Source organism: Mesorhizobium sp. BR-1-1-10 (assembly GCF_020165595.1).
Taxonomy (GTDB): domain Bacteria; phylum Pseudomonadota; class Alphaproteobacteria; order Rhizobiales; family Rhizobiaceae; genus Mesorhizobium; species Mesorhizobium australicum.
In genome coordinates this window covers 18,712-32,536 of the sequence record NZ_JAIUIL010000011.1, presented here as the reverse complement: position 1 = coordinate 32,536, position 13,825 = coordinate 18,712, and the positions used below count along the sequence as shown (strand labels likewise).

Annotated in this window: 12 protein-coding genes; 1 reads left to right on the top strand and 11 read right to left on the bottom strand. The window is 64.6% G+C overall.

The window, feature by feature from the left end; genetic code table 11:
• Window positions 1–150: 150 nt before the first annotated feature.
• Window positions 151–396: a hypothetical protein gene (locus tag LB555_RS22665; protein ID WP_015316854.1), complete on the bottom strand. Its 246-nt coding sequence runs from the start codon at window positions 394–396 to the stop codon at window positions 151–153.
• 211 nt (window positions 397–607) lie between these two features.
• On the opposite strand from LB555_RS22665, the gene LB555_RS22660 reads away from it, so the two are divergent.
• Entirely contained in the window at window positions 608–1,348 is a 741-nt protein-coding gene (locus LB555_RS22660) for a sulfotransferase family protein (protein WP_140716443.1), read from the top strand.
• A 690-nt stretch (window positions 1,349–2,038) separates the two neighbouring features.
• Here the strand turns inward: LB555_RS22660 and LB555_RS22655 are convergent.
• From LB555_RS22655 to LB555_RS22610, 10 genes are all read right to left on the bottom strand, one after another.
• Entirely contained in the window at window positions 2,039–3,595 is a 1,557-nt protein-coding gene (locus LB555_RS22655) for a WD40 repeat domain-containing protein (RefSeq protein WP_224683816.1), read from the bottom strand.
• 429 nt (window positions 3,596–4,024) lie between these two features.
• Window positions 4,025–5,218 carry a hypothetical protein gene (locus LB555_RS22650; RefSeq protein WP_015316850.1) on the bottom strand — a complete coding sequence of 398 codons (1,194 nt, stop codon included), beginning with the start codon at window positions 5,216–5,218 and terminating at the stop codon, window positions 4,025–4,027.
• A 136-nt stretch (window positions 5,219–5,354) separates the two neighbouring features.
• Window positions 5,355–6,125, bottom strand: a complete 771-nt coding sequence (locus LB555_RS22645; RefSeq protein ID WP_015316849.1) for an exodeoxyribonuclease III — start codon at window positions 6,123–6,125, stop codon at window positions 5,355–5,357.
• Between the two features lie 5 nt (window positions 6,126–6,130).
• Complete coding sequence (locus tag LB555_RS22640; RefSeq protein WP_015316848.1) at window positions 6,131–6,775, bottom strand: alpha/beta family hydrolase; 645 nt, start codon at window positions 6,773–6,775, stop codon at window positions 6,131–6,133.
• An 88-nt stretch (window positions 6,776–6,863) separates the two neighbouring features.
• A complete protein-coding gene (locus LB555_RS22635; RefSeq protein ID WP_015316847.1) occupies window positions 6,864–7,997 on the bottom strand; it encodes a tetratricopeptide repeat protein in 1,134 nt (377 codons plus the stop codon).
• Window positions 7,994–8,899, bottom strand: coding sequence for a Ku protein (locus LB555_RS22630; protein ID WP_015316846.1), 906 nt, complete (start codon window positions 8,897–8,899; stop codon window positions 7,994–7,996). The genes LB555_RS22635 and LB555_RS22630 overlap by 4 nt, the downstream gene beginning before the upstream one ends.
• A gap of 322 nt (window positions 8,900–9,221) precedes the next feature.
• The gene (locus tag LB555_RS22625) at window positions 9,222–9,509 is read right to left on the bottom strand and encodes a GIY-YIG nuclease family protein (RefSeq protein ID WP_140716453.1); all 288 of its coding nucleotides are present in this window, start codon (window positions 9,507–9,509) and stop codon (window positions 9,222–9,224) included.
• 122 nt (window positions 9,510–9,631) lie between these two features.
• Window positions 9,632–12,139, bottom strand: a complete 2,508-nt coding sequence (gene ligD, locus LB555_RS22620) for a DNA ligase D (RefSeq protein ID WP_224683815.1) — start codon at window positions 12,137–12,139, stop codon at window positions 9,632–9,634.
• Between the two features lie 94 nt (window positions 12,140–12,233).
• On the bottom strand, window positions 12,234–12,458 hold the full coding sequence (locus LB555_RS22615; RefSeq protein WP_015316844.1) for a hypothetical protein: 225 nt from the start codon (window positions 12,456–12,458) through the stop codon (window positions 12,234–12,236).
• Between the two features lie 112 nt (window positions 12,459–12,570).
• Window positions 12,571–13,794, bottom strand: a complete 1,224-nt coding sequence (locus tag LB555_RS22610; RefSeq protein WP_411970786.1) for a GNAT family N-acetyltransferase — start codon at window positions 13,792–13,794, stop codon at window positions 12,571–12,573.
• Window positions 13,795–13,825: the final 31 nt, after the last annotated feature.

Below are 13,825 nucleotides of genomic sequence, written 5' to 3'. Positions count from 1 at the left end.
CCGGGAGCAGAACGGGCCTTCAACGGACCGGTGGAGGTGGCGCCTCACCGATCGAGGCAGGAAAAACGCACGCATCACAGCTTCGTTCCACCGGCCGCCGCGATTTGGCGGAAGGTGCGCAGCGCTCGATACCGGAGCGGGAGCTCTTCGTCAGAATCGGACGCCGTCCCGATGGAGCGGCGGCACCGGGTTGACTGCATCCGGGCTCATCGCGACGTTTTGCGCGCGCCTGTAGATCAGCCCCACGACGAGCACGAAATAGCCGACCTGCAGGACGACCAGGACCACCACTGTCCAGCCAAGCGCCACCCAGAACGAACCGGTAGCAATATAGGTCCACACTGCGACAACGATCGTGGTCGCCGACATCCCGACGAGAAAAGACCCAAAATACATCGACCATCAAGATCGCCGAACCGATTCCGGTCCGGCGACTCCCTGCCCATCTCCACACCCGCGCACAGGCTTTCATTATTTTAGCAACTACGCAAGTATGGCGTCCGCCTAGGCATCCATGTAGAAGTTTGTTGCGGGGCGGCCCCGGCAGGAGCAGTTTGATGCTCACGGACCGCGATATCAGGGAAAAGAAGTTCGGTGGGGATTGGAAATGACGCTCAAGCTTATCGGCGCCGGTTTCGGCCGCACCGGCACATGGTCGACCTTTGCAGCGCTTAACAGGCTCGGCCTGCCCTGCTATCACATGCAGGAAGTGATCATGAACAAGGCCAATAAGGGCCATCTTGATTTCTGGCGCGCGGTGGCCAACAGCCCGCCCGGCACCCAGCACGACTGGAACCGCGTGTTCGCAAACTATACGGCCACCGTCGACAATCCAGGCTGCTGCGTCTGGAAGGAATTGATGGCTGCCTACCCCGACGCCAAGGTGCTGCTGACATTACACCCACGCGGCGCCGAGGCCTGGTATGAAAGCACCATCGACACGATCTACTTCACCGAGAACCTGTGGCAGTTCAAGATCCTGGAATGGCTCACACCGTTCGGCCGCAAGTTCGGCGACATGTCGCGCAAGCTCATCTGGGGCCGCACATTGGCCGGCGTCATGGGTGACCGCGACAAGGCGGTTGCCCGCTACGCCAGCTATGTCGACGAAGTGAAAGCAGCCGTGCCGCCGGAAAAGCTGCTGGTGTTCAACGTCAGCGAAGGCTGGGGGCCGCTCTGCCATTTCCTCGACGTCGCCCAGCCAAACGAAACTTTCCCCAACCTGAACGACCGCGAAACGATCAAGAAGATCATCCGCGACATCATCAAAGGCTCCTACATCATGCTGGGGCTGACGATGGCCGCCATCGCGGCGGTGATCGCGGCATTGTGGTGGTGGCTGGGGTAACGGCAAGCCCAGGCAGTTCGATCCCTTGCCTGCATGGAGCCGTCAAGTTTTTCGCTCCGAAACAAACGACCTCAAAAAGCTACCCGCTTTCACGCGGGCAAGCTGGCTGGCAGCGGCTCTCGCCGGAACTTTTGCGCTTGTCTTCCCCTGCCGGGCGGTCACCAGCCCATGCCTGTCCGAGCAGGCTACCATTCTTGAACCTGGCGGCGAGGCCGGGTGATCATATCTCGATTGGATAAAATAGCGGAACGTCCAATGGACATTGCCGGAACCGAACGTGGCCTCTCGGACTTTCGGGCGCACGAAACAAGACCTTGGTCCTACAAGGAAAACCGATCAGTTCGATCCGCAGGCGCGCAGCCTATCGAGTCAGATAGGAACGCAACGTCCCCGGTCAATCCATGGACCAGCACTTTGCCATACTGCGTTACCGCCTCGCCAGCCGTCCGGCGGTTGGTCGATCATGCCCGGCTAGAATGCCGAGCCTTGCGGCCCCTGCCTATTCCGCTTTCGCGGAAGTTTCCGACGTGTGGGCGATGTGCGATGGTATCGTTGCGGCGGTACGAGCCGCCCTGGTTGGCGCGGGCGCCGAGCACACCCCAACAATGCGCCCCCCCGTCCGCGTCGACCATGGCAAGCGCCCCGATTACTTGACCAGCGTCCATGCCCCGGCCCAGCGTCTCCAGGCATTCACCCCGGCGCCCCTGCAAACAGCACGACGCCGTCACCACCGGCCGCTGGCCAATCCCTGATGGTGCGGTCGGAGCCGCCGGTCAGCACCGTGCCATCGGCGGCGAAGGCGACGGCGTAGATCGGTCCGGTCTGGCTGTCGAACATGGCGATCTGATTCCCACTCGCCATGTCCCACAGCCTTGCGGTGCCGTCGAGTGATCCCGACAGCAGGCGTTTGCCGTCGGCCGATAGCACCAGTGCGTAAACCGTGCCCTCGTGGCCCTCGAGGCGCTTCACCTCGCGGCCGCTGTCGACATCCCAGACCTTGATCGTCAGGTCGCCGCTGCCGGTGATCAGATGATGCCCGTCGGCGGTGAACACGGCGCCATAGGTGCCTTGCTCATGGCCGTGCCAGCTGCGCAACTGCTTGCCGCTGTCGATGTCCCAGAGTTTCAGCGTCCCGTCGATGCTGCCCGAGAGGGCCTGCTTGCCATCGGGCGAGACGGCGACCGCGCTGATCGACCAGTCGTGGCCGGTCAGCACATGCAGCACGGACCCGTTGACGAGGTCCCAGATGATGACGTTGCCGGTGTCGTGCCCGCTGACGGCGCGCCTGCCGTCCGGGCTGATCGCCAGCTTGTTGACGCCACCATTCTGGCCGGATTGGAAGACGTGCAGCACCGCCCCGTCGGCGAGTTTTCGCTGCACGATCTCACCGTCGTCGCCGGCCGTCAGCGCACTGACGCCGTCGGGCATGTAGAGCGCGGTGCGCGCCATGTCCTTGTGAACGCCGAGATTGCGCATCAGGTGCTTGCCGCCCATGTCCCAGAGCTTGATCGTGTGGTCGGTGCTGGCGCTCATGATCGAACGCCCATCCGGCGCCACCGCCAGCCAGACGACCGCATCGCGATGGCCGTCGGGCTGCGTTGGTGCCGCCGGCGGCGACGGCGGCAACGGCGCCACCGTCGGCGGCGGAATGACCGCGACCTCCGGCGGCATCGGGGCCGTAGACGCCGGCGGAACAGCAGGCTCGGCCACCGGCGGAGCTGGTTGCACCGGCAAAGCCGGCGGGTTTGCAGCGGCTGGCGGCGTGGCCGCCTGCTCGGACGGCAGGGCCGGCGGCAAGGGCGGTGTCCGAGCAACCGGCGACGGCGATTCCGGCTTTGGCGCGGATTCCATGGGCGGCGCGCTGGCGACATGCTCGCCACCCTCATGCGGCCGCCACGAGCCGAACCCGTCGCCAAGCAGCGCCAGCAAGACAACCACTGGCAGCACCAGGAAAGTCCGGCGCAGGCGTGGGCGGCCCGCCGGCTCCAATTCGGCGTCCCTGCCGAACAGCGGCACCCCGGCCGCGTGCACGGGCCGGCCGGGCAATTGACCCGCCAGGAACAGCAACGCACCGATGAAACAGGCAAGTGCCGCCGCCGAATATGCCGCCGGCCGCAGCATGGCAACGTCGAGCCCGGCAAGGCCACGCCCGGCCAGGATGTCGATCAGCGGATAGACCTGGGCCAGACAGGCAGCCGCGACCACGGCCAGGACAAGCGCCAGCACCTTGTCAGCCAACCTGTTCATCGCGCATCCTCCTCGCCTGGCCTTCAGGTCAGACTATCAGCGTCATGGGCGTATCGCAAAATGCCGCCGGCATCGCGTGAGACGGACGCAGACAGCCGCGGTATAAGAAGATCTGCGGCGGCCCTGCTCAAGAAAACCCAGCTTGAGGTTGATTGCGCCGCCTCCGTCGTGGCCACGATCTCCGGTTCGACCAGACGACGCCGACAAAGGTTAGTGTTCAATTTACCACGGTCGCTGCCGATAGGAACTCAGCCATCCCCGGCGAAATATTGACAGCGGACGGAGTTATGACACACTCCGCCCGGGATATAGTGGAGAGCTTGCATCATGAAGAAGATTTATGAACGGCCCGTTTTGATCAGGAAGGGCAATCTGAAATTGATCACAGCCGCGACCAACGGGCCGATTGTGATCTCGATCACGAAGTAATCAGCTGGTCAGAACCAGGTCGTCTACAACCATTTGCCAGTGGTGTTTCGTCGAAAGGCGGACACGGGTGATCTCCCTGAGCATCGGGGCGTAGCGCAGCGGCGTGAGCGCCGACAGCACCATTTCATCGCTGGCGACCAACCGGTCGCCCGACCAGCTTTCGATCAGCGCCGTTTCCCCCTCCGCCTTCAGCCAGGCAGCGCTGAGCAGCACCGAGTGGAAGACAAATGGCGTCTCGCGGCTGAACTCGGCCGGATAGCCGCTGCTGGTGTATGCCACGTGGTCGCCTGAAACATTGCCGTTGACATAGCCCTCGCTGTCCTTGGTGTGGTCATTCGCCATGGCGTTCAGGTTGCGCCAGTCGAGCCCGGCGTGGCCGCATGGGATCTTGCGGAAGCCGCGCCCGGTGACGTCGTCGAAGCCGATCGTGCGCGCCGCCGCCTCATCCACCGGCGCCCGGGGCGAAAGCAACCCGAGATCGGTGGGGTAAGGCGACAGCACCAGCCGGCGGTCGAGCCCGCCGCCGGTGATCACCACAGTGTCGGCGTCGTCGGCAAGCTCGAACCGGAAGGCCGAAGCCGGCGCCAGCGTCCGGCTCTCCGTCACCTGCCCCCGCGCCATCACCGACAGGGTCGCGCTACCGCCTGCCGCCATCCTGCCGGCCAGGCTGCGCACCGGTGCCAGCCCGACCGGCCGCGGCAGGTCCTGCGATATCAGCCCGGCGGGCGAGCCGGGTGCCAGCCGGAACTCTATCGACTGCGTGTCGTTGGCGCTTGGCGAGCGCCAGCCCGGCGGCACTGAAACGGAGAACCGGTAGGCGGCCGGCACGCGGATCGCAGCCGTCAGCGCAGATGTCGACATGGCGAAATTGGCATAACCGCCATTGTTCGTCCTCGAGGACGCGACAAAGCCACCCTGCCCGTCGAACAGCCGCACCATGATGCCGGCCATGGGCCGGTCGGCCACGCCGTAGCTGCCGTCGCGGTCGACGTCGAAATAGACGAAGGACGAGTAGTTGACGGTGCCGGTGCTGCGGCTCCAGTCGGTGCGCACGGCGTAGTCGTTGGCAGGATTGGCCCGGCGCAGCGCCCGACGGCGCAGGCGCGCCTTGCGCAACAGCTGAATGGCGGCAACCGCGGCGGCAATGATCGCGAGCGCCGCCACAAGCAGGCCGACAAGAGCGAGGTCACTCATGGCAGACCGGCTTCGGTAGCCGCTCGCCATTGTCACAAATGCAATGCATCAACTATCCCCGCCGATCCTGTCCAGCTTAGCGCGAGAGACAACCCGCGGAAAAGGGTGCGTGCGCCGCTGACGGACGTGAAATCCCTCACCCCAATTCCACCCAGACCGGCGCGTGGTCGCTGGCGCCATCTTGCCCGCGCACGTCACGATCGATGCCGGCGGCCCTGAGCTTGCGCACCAGCGTCTTCGACAACAGGATGTGGTCGAGCCGCAGGCCCGCGTTGCGTGGCCAGCGGTTCCGGCGGTAATCCCAGAAGGTGTAGAGCGTTTCCTTCGGGTATTTCTTGCGCAACGCATCGGTCCAGCCTTGTTCGAGCAGCGCGGCGAAGGCGGCGCGGCTTTCCGGCTGCACCAGCGCGTTGTCGTCATAGGAGCGTGTGGCGTAGATGTCGCGCGGCTCGGGCACGATGTTGTAGTCGCCGGCCAGCACCACGGGCAGGCCGGTGTCGATGAGTTGTTCGGCATGCGCTTCCAGCCTTGCGTGCCAGGCGAGCTTGTAGGTGAATTTCGGTCCCGGCCGCGGGTTGCCGTTCGGTGCATAAAGGCAGGCGATGACGATGCCGTTCACCGCCGCCTCGATGTAGCGGCTCTGCCGGTCGGCATCGTCGCCGGGCAACACATCGCGGGTCAGCACCGGCTCGGCACCGCGCGCGAGTATGGCGACGCCGTTCCAGGTCGGCTCGCCTTTCCACACCGCGCCATAGCCGGCATCGGCAAGCGCGGTACGCGGAAACTGCGTGTCGCGCGCCTTCAGTTCCTGCAGGCAGACCACATCGGGTTTTGCGGAGCCGAGCCACGACAGCAGGTTGTCCAGCCTGCTGTTGATGTTGTTGATGTTGAAGCTGGCGATCTTCATTGGGATCAGGGCGCGATCCTGCCCATCCAAGCCTTCACCGTCTCCGCCAGCGTCGTCAGATGATCCGCGGTAGAGAAACCCGAAATACTCTTGCGCGGCTTCAAATCATGGTCGCCGTCCTCCAGCCAGATCACTTCGATGGCATCGGAAAGGTTGTAGGTCGCGACCTCGTCCTTGGTGCCGAACTCGTCGCGTGTGCCTTGGAAGATCAGCGTCGGCGTCTTCAGCCCGGCGAGATGTTTTGTCCGCAATTGCTCGGGCTTGCCAGGCGGATGGAAGGGATAGCCGAGGCAGACCAGTCCCGATATTTCGCCCTTGGAAAACATCTCGTCGGCGATCATCGACGCGACCCGCCCGCCCATCGACTTGCCGCCGATGATGAGCTTGCCCGTCACGCCCTTCGCCCTGAGGTCGGCGATCGCCTTGATGTATTCCGGGTTCACCGTCTCGGCACGCGGCGGCGGCTTGCGCTGGCCGTAGCGGCGCGCGGCCATATAGTGGAACTCGAAGCGCACGACCTGGAAGCCAGCGGCGGCCAGCGCCTTTGCGGTGGCTGTCATGGAGGGAGAGTCCATTGAAGCGCTGGCGCCATGGGCAAGCAGGATGGTGACGGGAGCGGTCTCGTGGCCGTCGAAGAGGAAGCTGGTCATGATGTGACACCCCGCGCGACGGCGAAGCTGCCGATCTCCCCCCACGAAGCGAGAGATCGGCTGTCATCGCGGCCTTCGCCCACCATCGTCACCCCGCCGACTTCGCCAGCTGCATGTCCACGAACTGCACACCCCTGGCAGCCACCCCTGCCCATTCCGAGACCGCGTCGAGCTCCAGGTACCGCATCCACAACCGCCGCGCCTCGAGCAGATTGCCGGCGTCAAACTCCAGCCGCGCCAGATTGAACACCGGGTCGGCATAAGTCTTGTCGAGTGCGATCGCCTTCTGCAAATGCCTTCGCGCCGAAGCGTCGCGCCCTTGCTCGCTCATCAGCCCGGCCAGGTTGAACCAGGCTTCGACGAAGGCCGGATCGAGCTTGATCGCCCTGGCATAATCATGCGCGGCTTCCGCCACGCGCCCGGACCCGCGCAAACAGTTGGCGCGGTTGAAGGCGGCGATGGCGTCAGTGGGATCGATGGCGAGGCAGCGCTGATAGAGTGCGGCGGCCCCGTCATGGTCCCCGCCCTCCTCGGCGGCTTCCGCCTCGGCGAACAAATCTTCCAGCGTGTCGTCGCCTTCTGCCGCGGCGCCGAGATCGAACAGCAGCTGCCCGTCGAGCTCGCTCTGGCCGCCTTCGAGGTAGATCGCGTCGGGCCGCCCGTGCCGCGAGCCGACATTGAGCGACTTGGCGGTGAGCGAGGCCACCGGGCCGGAGCGGTGGACGGAGCGCGCGATCGCACCCCATGTCGCACCCCCGGCGATCAGCCCGGCATATTTGCGCGCCAGGATCAGGTCGCGGAAGGAATAGGGCTCGCCATCATGCTCGAAGGCGTCGAACAGGCTGAGCCTGTCGAGATCGGCGCCGGACAGCCTTGACTGGTCGATCAGCGATTGGCGCGACAGCGAAGACGCCTCGGGCGCCTTCATCAGCCCGAGCAGCCGCAGGAAACCGTTCTCGCTCATGAGAATGCGCCCGGCCGCGCGCTCGGCGCCAACGCGGCGTTCGATCTCGCTATCGCTATTTTTGGTTAGTCCGGCCTTGGTCAGCCCCGCCTTGACCAACAATGCGCGTCCGAACACGACATGCGTGGTGCGGCGGGTGACGCCGCGCCTGAGCTGGCCGTGCTGGCGCTCCACCTCGCGTGCGGCAAGCCTGAGCGGAAACGCCGCCAGTGCGCCGATCGTGCCGAAGACAGCGCCCGGAACGGCCGGAGCCGTCATTTCTTGCTCTTGCCGACCGCCTTGAGCAGGTTGGCCTTGAGCGGATTTTCAGGCGCACCACCCGCAGCCGCCTTCTTCGCGGCGGGCTTGGCGGGCTCGTCGGCCTTGCTCTTCGACTTGGCCGGCGGCTTCGACTGAGACAGGCTGGCCTTCAGCGCATCCATCAGGTTGATGACGTTGCCGCGCTCCGGTGCCGCCGCGATGATCGGCTTGTGGCCCTTCAGCTTCTCGCGGATCATCGTCATCAGCGCGACCTCGTAGCGGTCCTCGTAATTCTTCGGATCGAAGGTGGTTTCCTTCTGCTTGATCAGCGCTTCGGCAAGCTGCAGCATTTCCGGGTCAGGCTTGCCGGCTGGAATGTTGCCGAAATATTCAGCCGTGCCACGCACTTCGTTCGGGTTCCTCAACGTGCACACGAACATCCCGTTCTCGCGCGCGCCGATCGTCACCACGCGCTCGCGGCTGGACAGCACCAGCCTGGCGATGGCGAGCTTGCCGGATTTGCGCATCGCTTCGCGCAGCACGGCGAAAGTCTCTTCCGCCATCGCGCCGTCCGGCGCCATGTAATAGGGCGCGTCCTGGTAGATGACGTCGACCTCGTCCTCATCGACGAAAGCCTCGATGTTCATCGTGTGGTTGGATTCGATGCGCACCGCGTCGAGGTCGGCATCGTCGATGATGATGTACTGCTTGTCCTCGTACTCGTAGCCCTTGACCAGATCCGCCCGCTCGACGAGCCCCAGTTCAGGGTCGACCGGCTTCATGTTGATGCGGTTGTGGGTCTTCTTGTGCAGCTGGTTGAACGAGATGCGCTCGCTGGCGCTGGTGGCGGGATATAGCCGCACCGGACAGCTGACGAGACTGAGTTTGAGGTAACCCTTCCAACTTGCCCTGGGCGCCATGATGAACTCCTACGCGGCCATGCACTGACTGTTACTTCGCAGCGCTTCGTCCGAAGGACGAACAAGGCTGCGCAAATCCTACACCGACCCCGCACAATACCGACAAATCCCTGACGAAATCTTCCAGCCGGGGCTGCGAGAGGACCGGCGACAAGATAATTCAAATTGTCGAAAGCGTCGATGGCGTTTGAGCCGACACGCCGGCGACCACAGCGAACGCTCCACGCTTCGTCATCCTAGGGCGTAGCAAGGAGCGAAGCGACGCGCGCAGACCCTAGGATCCATGCCGTGACCTACAAGCGTTGCCGCGGTGAAGGAAAGCTCACCATCCAGTCCCGCGAAAGAGTTCGAACCAGTCTGGATTGGCCTTCTCGATCAGTTCAACTTTCCATAGGCGCGGCCAGCGCTTAAGTGACTTCTCGCGCTGGATTGCATCGGTAATGTCGAAATATTCCTCATACCAGACCAGCCGTTGCACGCCGTATTGGCTGGTGAAACGCGAGCCTTGGCCCGACTTGTGTTCTGGCATACGGCGACCGAGGTCATTGGTGCCACCGATATAGATTGTGCCACGCTTCTGGCTCGCGGTCATGTAGACGTATCCGGTCATCTGAACAGGTGCATTCTACAACAACGGTCGCGGCATGGATCCTAGGGTCTTCGCGACGGAGCTTCGCTCCTGCTTCGCCCTAGGATGACGAGGTTCAGGAGCCCTGGTCGTCGAAGGGCGCCTCAAAGCCCGTTTACCTTTCCCGAGACCACCGGCAGATCCCTGGCGAAGTCGTCGATCTCAGCCCACGGATCGCCCGACGTCTCCAGCAACCCCGGCAGCGACGCATAATTTAAATCCTGCGGTGCATCGATCGCCTCCAGATCGGCCCAGCTCACCGGTGTCGAGGCCGGCAGGTTGGTGCGGGCGCGCAGCGAATAGGGCGCGGCCGAGGTGTGGCCACGCGCGTTGCGGTGATAGTCGATGAAGATGCGCCGCTTGCGGTTTTCCTTGCCCATTGTGGTGGTGAAGGTGTCGGGCGCGGTGGCCGCTAGATGCGTTGATATGGCGCTGGTTGCCTGATGCAGCTTCTTCCAGTTCTGCTTTTGCGTCACCGGCACGGTGATGTGGATACCGCTGCCGCCGGAGGTTTTTGCGAACGGCACCAGGCCAAGCCCCTCCAGCTCGCCCTTGATGTGCACGGCGGCCTCCACCACCTCGCGCCAGGAAATCCCCTCGCCCGGGTCGAGGTCGAGGACGATCTGGTCGGGCTTGTCGAGGCTCGAGCGATGCGTGCCCCAGGTGTGGAACTCGACGACGCCGAACTGCGCCAGCGCCAGGTATCCTTTCGCGCCCTCGACCGAGAGATAGGACTTGGTCTCGCCCTCGGAATTGGTCGCCTGGAACGTCACCACCGAAGGCGGCATGCCGGTGAACGCATGACGCTGGAAGAAGCAGTCCTTGGGCAGGCCGGTCGGGCAGCGCACCAGCGACACCGGGCGGCCAAGGATGTGCGGCAGCATGAAGTCGCCGACCAGCGCGTAATAGACGGCGATGTCGAGCTTGGTCGGGCCGGTCTTGCCGAACAGCCGCCGCGTCGGGTTTGTCACCCAGATGGTGGCGAGATCGGCTTCGGCGATCAGGCGCTTGCGCGTCGAGGAGACCGGCGTCGACAGGCCGACATCCCTGAGGCCCCGGAACACACCGTGGCGCAACGAATTGTCCGCGGTTCGATTGGCGTAGTGGATGCGCGCCGAAAACAGCGGCTTGACCCAATGCATCTCGCGCATGATTTCGCGCGGCACGCCTTCCGGCGGCGTGGCGCCGGATGTGAGCGGCCCAAGCCGGGCCAGCAGGTCGGCCGCGGTCCCGGCATCGAAGCCGGTGCCGACCTTGCCGCGATAGTGCAGTTCGCCGTCCACCCACTCGGCCATGCCGAGCGCGGCCAGCCCCTCGGCCGCGTCCGAAATGGTGTAGCCGGCGATGACGAAATCGTCCTTTTCGAGTGCCTTGGTCTTGGTCCAGCTCTTGGTGCGGCCGCTCTGATAGATCGCGGTGGCGCGCTTGGAGACCACGCCCTCCAGGCCGAGTTCCGTCACCTGGTCGTAAAGCGCTTGCCCGGAACCCTCGACATGGTCGGAGAACTGGATCGCGGAGTTGGCGCCAAGCCCGCCAAGCAGTTCGGCCAACAGCGCCTTGCGCCGGATGAGCGGCACCTTCATCAGATCCCAGCCCTCGAGATGCAACAGGTCGAAGGCGTAGAAATGCAGCTTGCTGCCGGCGCCCGCTGCCAGCGCGTCCTGCAACAGCGCAAAGCGGGAAATGCCCTTGGCATCGAGCACGACGATCTCGCCATCGACGATCGCCTCGCGGCACGGCAGCTTGGCGAACGCATGTGGCAAGTCGCCATAGCGTCTCGTCCAGTCGATGCCACCGCGCGTGATCAGCCGCACCTCCCCGTCGGAGATATGCGCCATGGTACGGTAGCCGTCGAATTTGATCTCGTGCAGCCAGGGCTCGTTCGTATTCTCGGCAAGGCTTTCGCCGCCCGGCGGCTTCGGCACCTGTGTTGCCAGTTGCGGCTCGATGCGGCTCAGCGCCGGCGCCTTGGCCGCGCCCGGCAGGTCGCCCGGCTTCAGCGAACCGGGCTTTGGCGCGGACTTCGCGGCCGGGCTAGGTGGCGCTGCCAGCTCCTCGATGCGCAGGCCGGATTTCACGCTTTCCGGCCGCGCTTCGAGGATATTCAGCCCCGTGTCGGCGGCGAGGTCGCGCTCCTTGAACAGCAGCCAGTTCTTCTTGTTCTCGTCTTCGCCGGGCTTTGGCTTCAGCCGGGTCAACATCCAGCCGCCATTGAGCTTTTCGCCGGCCAGCCGGAACTTGAAGGCGCCGGTGCGCAGGCTTTTGTCGACATCGTCCATCGGCGCCCAGCTGCCGGTGTCCCAGACGATCATCGGCCCGCCGCCATATTCGCCTTCGGGAATGACGCCCTCGAAATCGATGTATTCGAGCGGATGGTCCTCGGTCTCCACCGCCAGCCTTTTGTCGGCTGGGTTGAGCGAGGGCCCGCGCGGCACCGCCCAGCTTTTCAAGACATCGCCGACCTGCAGGCGCAGATCGTAGTGGTCCGCCGTGGCGTGATGCTTATGGATGACGAAGCGGTTGCCGCCCCCCGTCATCAGCCCGCCGGCCGGCTCCGGCGTCTTCGAGAATTCGCGCTTGGCGCGATAGGATCCGAGCTTGGCGGGCGGCATGTCAAAAGCCGAGCCTGGCGGAAACCAACAACCGCCTCGTTCCTTCGCGCCGTGGGGCGCTATCTTGGCACCGCTCGCGATTTATCACGTGGTCTCAGTCGTCCGTCGCCGGCGTCAGCTCCAGCTCGGCCGGCGACAAACCCTGCTGCAACTGGCTCAGCCGGAACTCATCCACCCAGTAGGCCTCGCCGTCGACCAGCACGCGCGCACTGTAGGTGCCGCCTGAGAAACGCTGCGCGGTGACGTAGACCTTGTGGCGGTCAAGTGCCTTGCGCACCGCGGCGCGCTTGGAGTTCTGGCCGTTCACGGCAGTGGACATGCGCTTCGCCCTCGGTCGCCTGACACGGAACTCGGCCGCTTTTGGCGGCCCGGCGACTGGCCCCAAGGATGGCGGAGACACGCGCGCCTGTCAATTTCGCGGGCGGCATCCTTCAGGTCTTCAACCGCCGGAAACGGCGCATCACGCCCTGCACGGCCTTGTAAAGCCGCGGCTTGGAGCGCACGAACAGCTCGGCCTTGCAGCGCAGCCTGATATAGGCGGTCGAGCCCCTGCCCTTCAGCGTCATCGCCTCGCACAGTTCGGCCAGCACCGAGTTCGAGGCGCCGATATGCTGCTTGTATCCCTGTCCGCCGACCGAGAGGTCGAAATAGCCGAGCCCTTGCGCCCGTGCCCACACCATCAGCTTGCCGATCATCGTCAGGCCCGGCGCGACGTTGGCCACCGCGTCCTGGTCGATCCCGAGCAGCAGGGCGTGCAAGGTGCCCTTCATGACCAGCACGTACATGACAGCGAGATAGGCCTGGCCGACGCGCAGCCCGAACAGCCGCACCGAGCCGTCGGAAAGCCCCTGCAGCGCGGCGTTGCGGTAGAACTCCACGATCGGCGCCTGCGTCAAAAGGTCGAAGCGCCCGAGTTCGCGAAAGCGGTTGAGCCTGAGGTCGAGCAGCCTGCCGAACTGCTCCTCGATCATCTCAGGCGTCTCGGCTTCGACCAGTGCGAGGCCTCCGAGTTGTTCGAAGCGGCGGCAGTGCTTGTTGAAATTCTTGGTGAAGGAGGATTTGCAGATACGCTTGACCAGCGTCTCCGGCTCGCCATCCATGACCAGACCCGAGGCGATCTGAATGGAGTCGCGCGCCGCCGAAAGCAGCGCCAGCGGATTGGCCACGCCGTGGATTTCCCGCGGAATCCCCGCAATATGGATGCGGTCGGCCGGCGGCAGCACGGCGCGGACCGCGGCCCAGGCGGCGTCGGCGTTTTGCCTGGTCCAAGGCCTGGCATCGGCCAGCAGCGGCGCCGAATAATCGCACACGCCGCAGCTCAGCCATTCGATCACGGAGTGGCCGAGCGCCCGGCGCCGCATCAGCGGCAGCAGCATGACATGCACGCCCGTGGCGGCATCATTGACCTCGACGACGAGCAGCTCGGCGCTTTTGGGCATCAGCCGCCCGGCGATCCCTTCCACCCAGGCAAGGCCCTGGTGGCCGGTGCACAAACCAGTCTCCTCAAGACGCTGCCAGAGCCGCCTTACGGTGTCGAAGCTCGTGTGCAGCCGCGCCGTATAGCGCGCGGTGGCGCCCATGCCTGCTCTAACCGGCGAAATCGGTTGAACCGGTGCATTCGCTGTCGCGACCAACCGCACTGCCTGGCTTGCCACATGCCTCTCCCATTCGTTCTGGGGCGCATGG

Bases quoted from the DNA above. Each gene is read 5' to 3' on its own strand.
- ligD (WP_224683815.1), bottom strand. From the start codon at position 12,139: ATGCCGCCCGCCAAGCTCGGATCCTATCGCGCCAAGCGCGAATTCTCG.
- LB555_RS22655 (WP_224683816.1), bottom strand. From the start codon at position 3,595: ATGAACAGGTTGGCTGACAAGGTGCTGGCGCTTGTCCTGGCCGTGGTC.
- LB555_RS22645 (WP_015316849.1), bottom strand. From the start codon at position 6,125: ATGAAGATCGCCAGCTTCAACATCAACAACATCAACAGCAGGCTGGAC.
- LB555_RS22650 (WP_015316850.1), bottom strand. From the start codon at position 5,218: ATGAGTGACCTCGCTCTTGTCGGCCTGCTTGTGGCGGCGCTCGCGATC.
- LB555_RS22660 (WP_140716443.1), top strand. From the start codon at position 608: ATGACGCTCAAGCTTATCGGCGCCGGTTTCGGCCGCACCGGCACATGG.
- LB555_RS22640 (WP_015316848.1), bottom strand. From the start codon at position 6,775: ATGACCAGCTTCCTCTTCGACGGCCACGAGACCGCTCCCGTCACCATC.
- LB555_RS22665 (WP_015316854.1), bottom strand. From the start codon at position 396: ATGTATTTTGGGTCTTTTCTCGTCGGGATGTCGGCGACCACGATCGTT.
- LB555_RS22625 (WP_140716453.1), bottom strand. From the start codon at position 9,509: ATGACCGGATACGTCTACATGACCGCGAGCCAGAAGCGTGGCACAATC.
- LB555_RS22635 (WP_015316847.1), bottom strand. From the start codon at position 7,997: ATGACGGCTCCGGCCGTTCCGGGCGCTGTCTTCGGCACGATCGGCGCA.
- LB555_RS22630 (WP_015316846.1), bottom strand. From the start codon at position 8,899: ATGGCGCCCAGGGCAAGTTGGAAGGGTTACCTCAAACTCAGTCTCGTC.
- LB555_RS22615 (WP_015316844.1), bottom strand. From the start codon at position 12,458: ATGTCCACTGCCGTGAACGGCCAGAACTCCAAGCGCGCCGCGGTGCGC.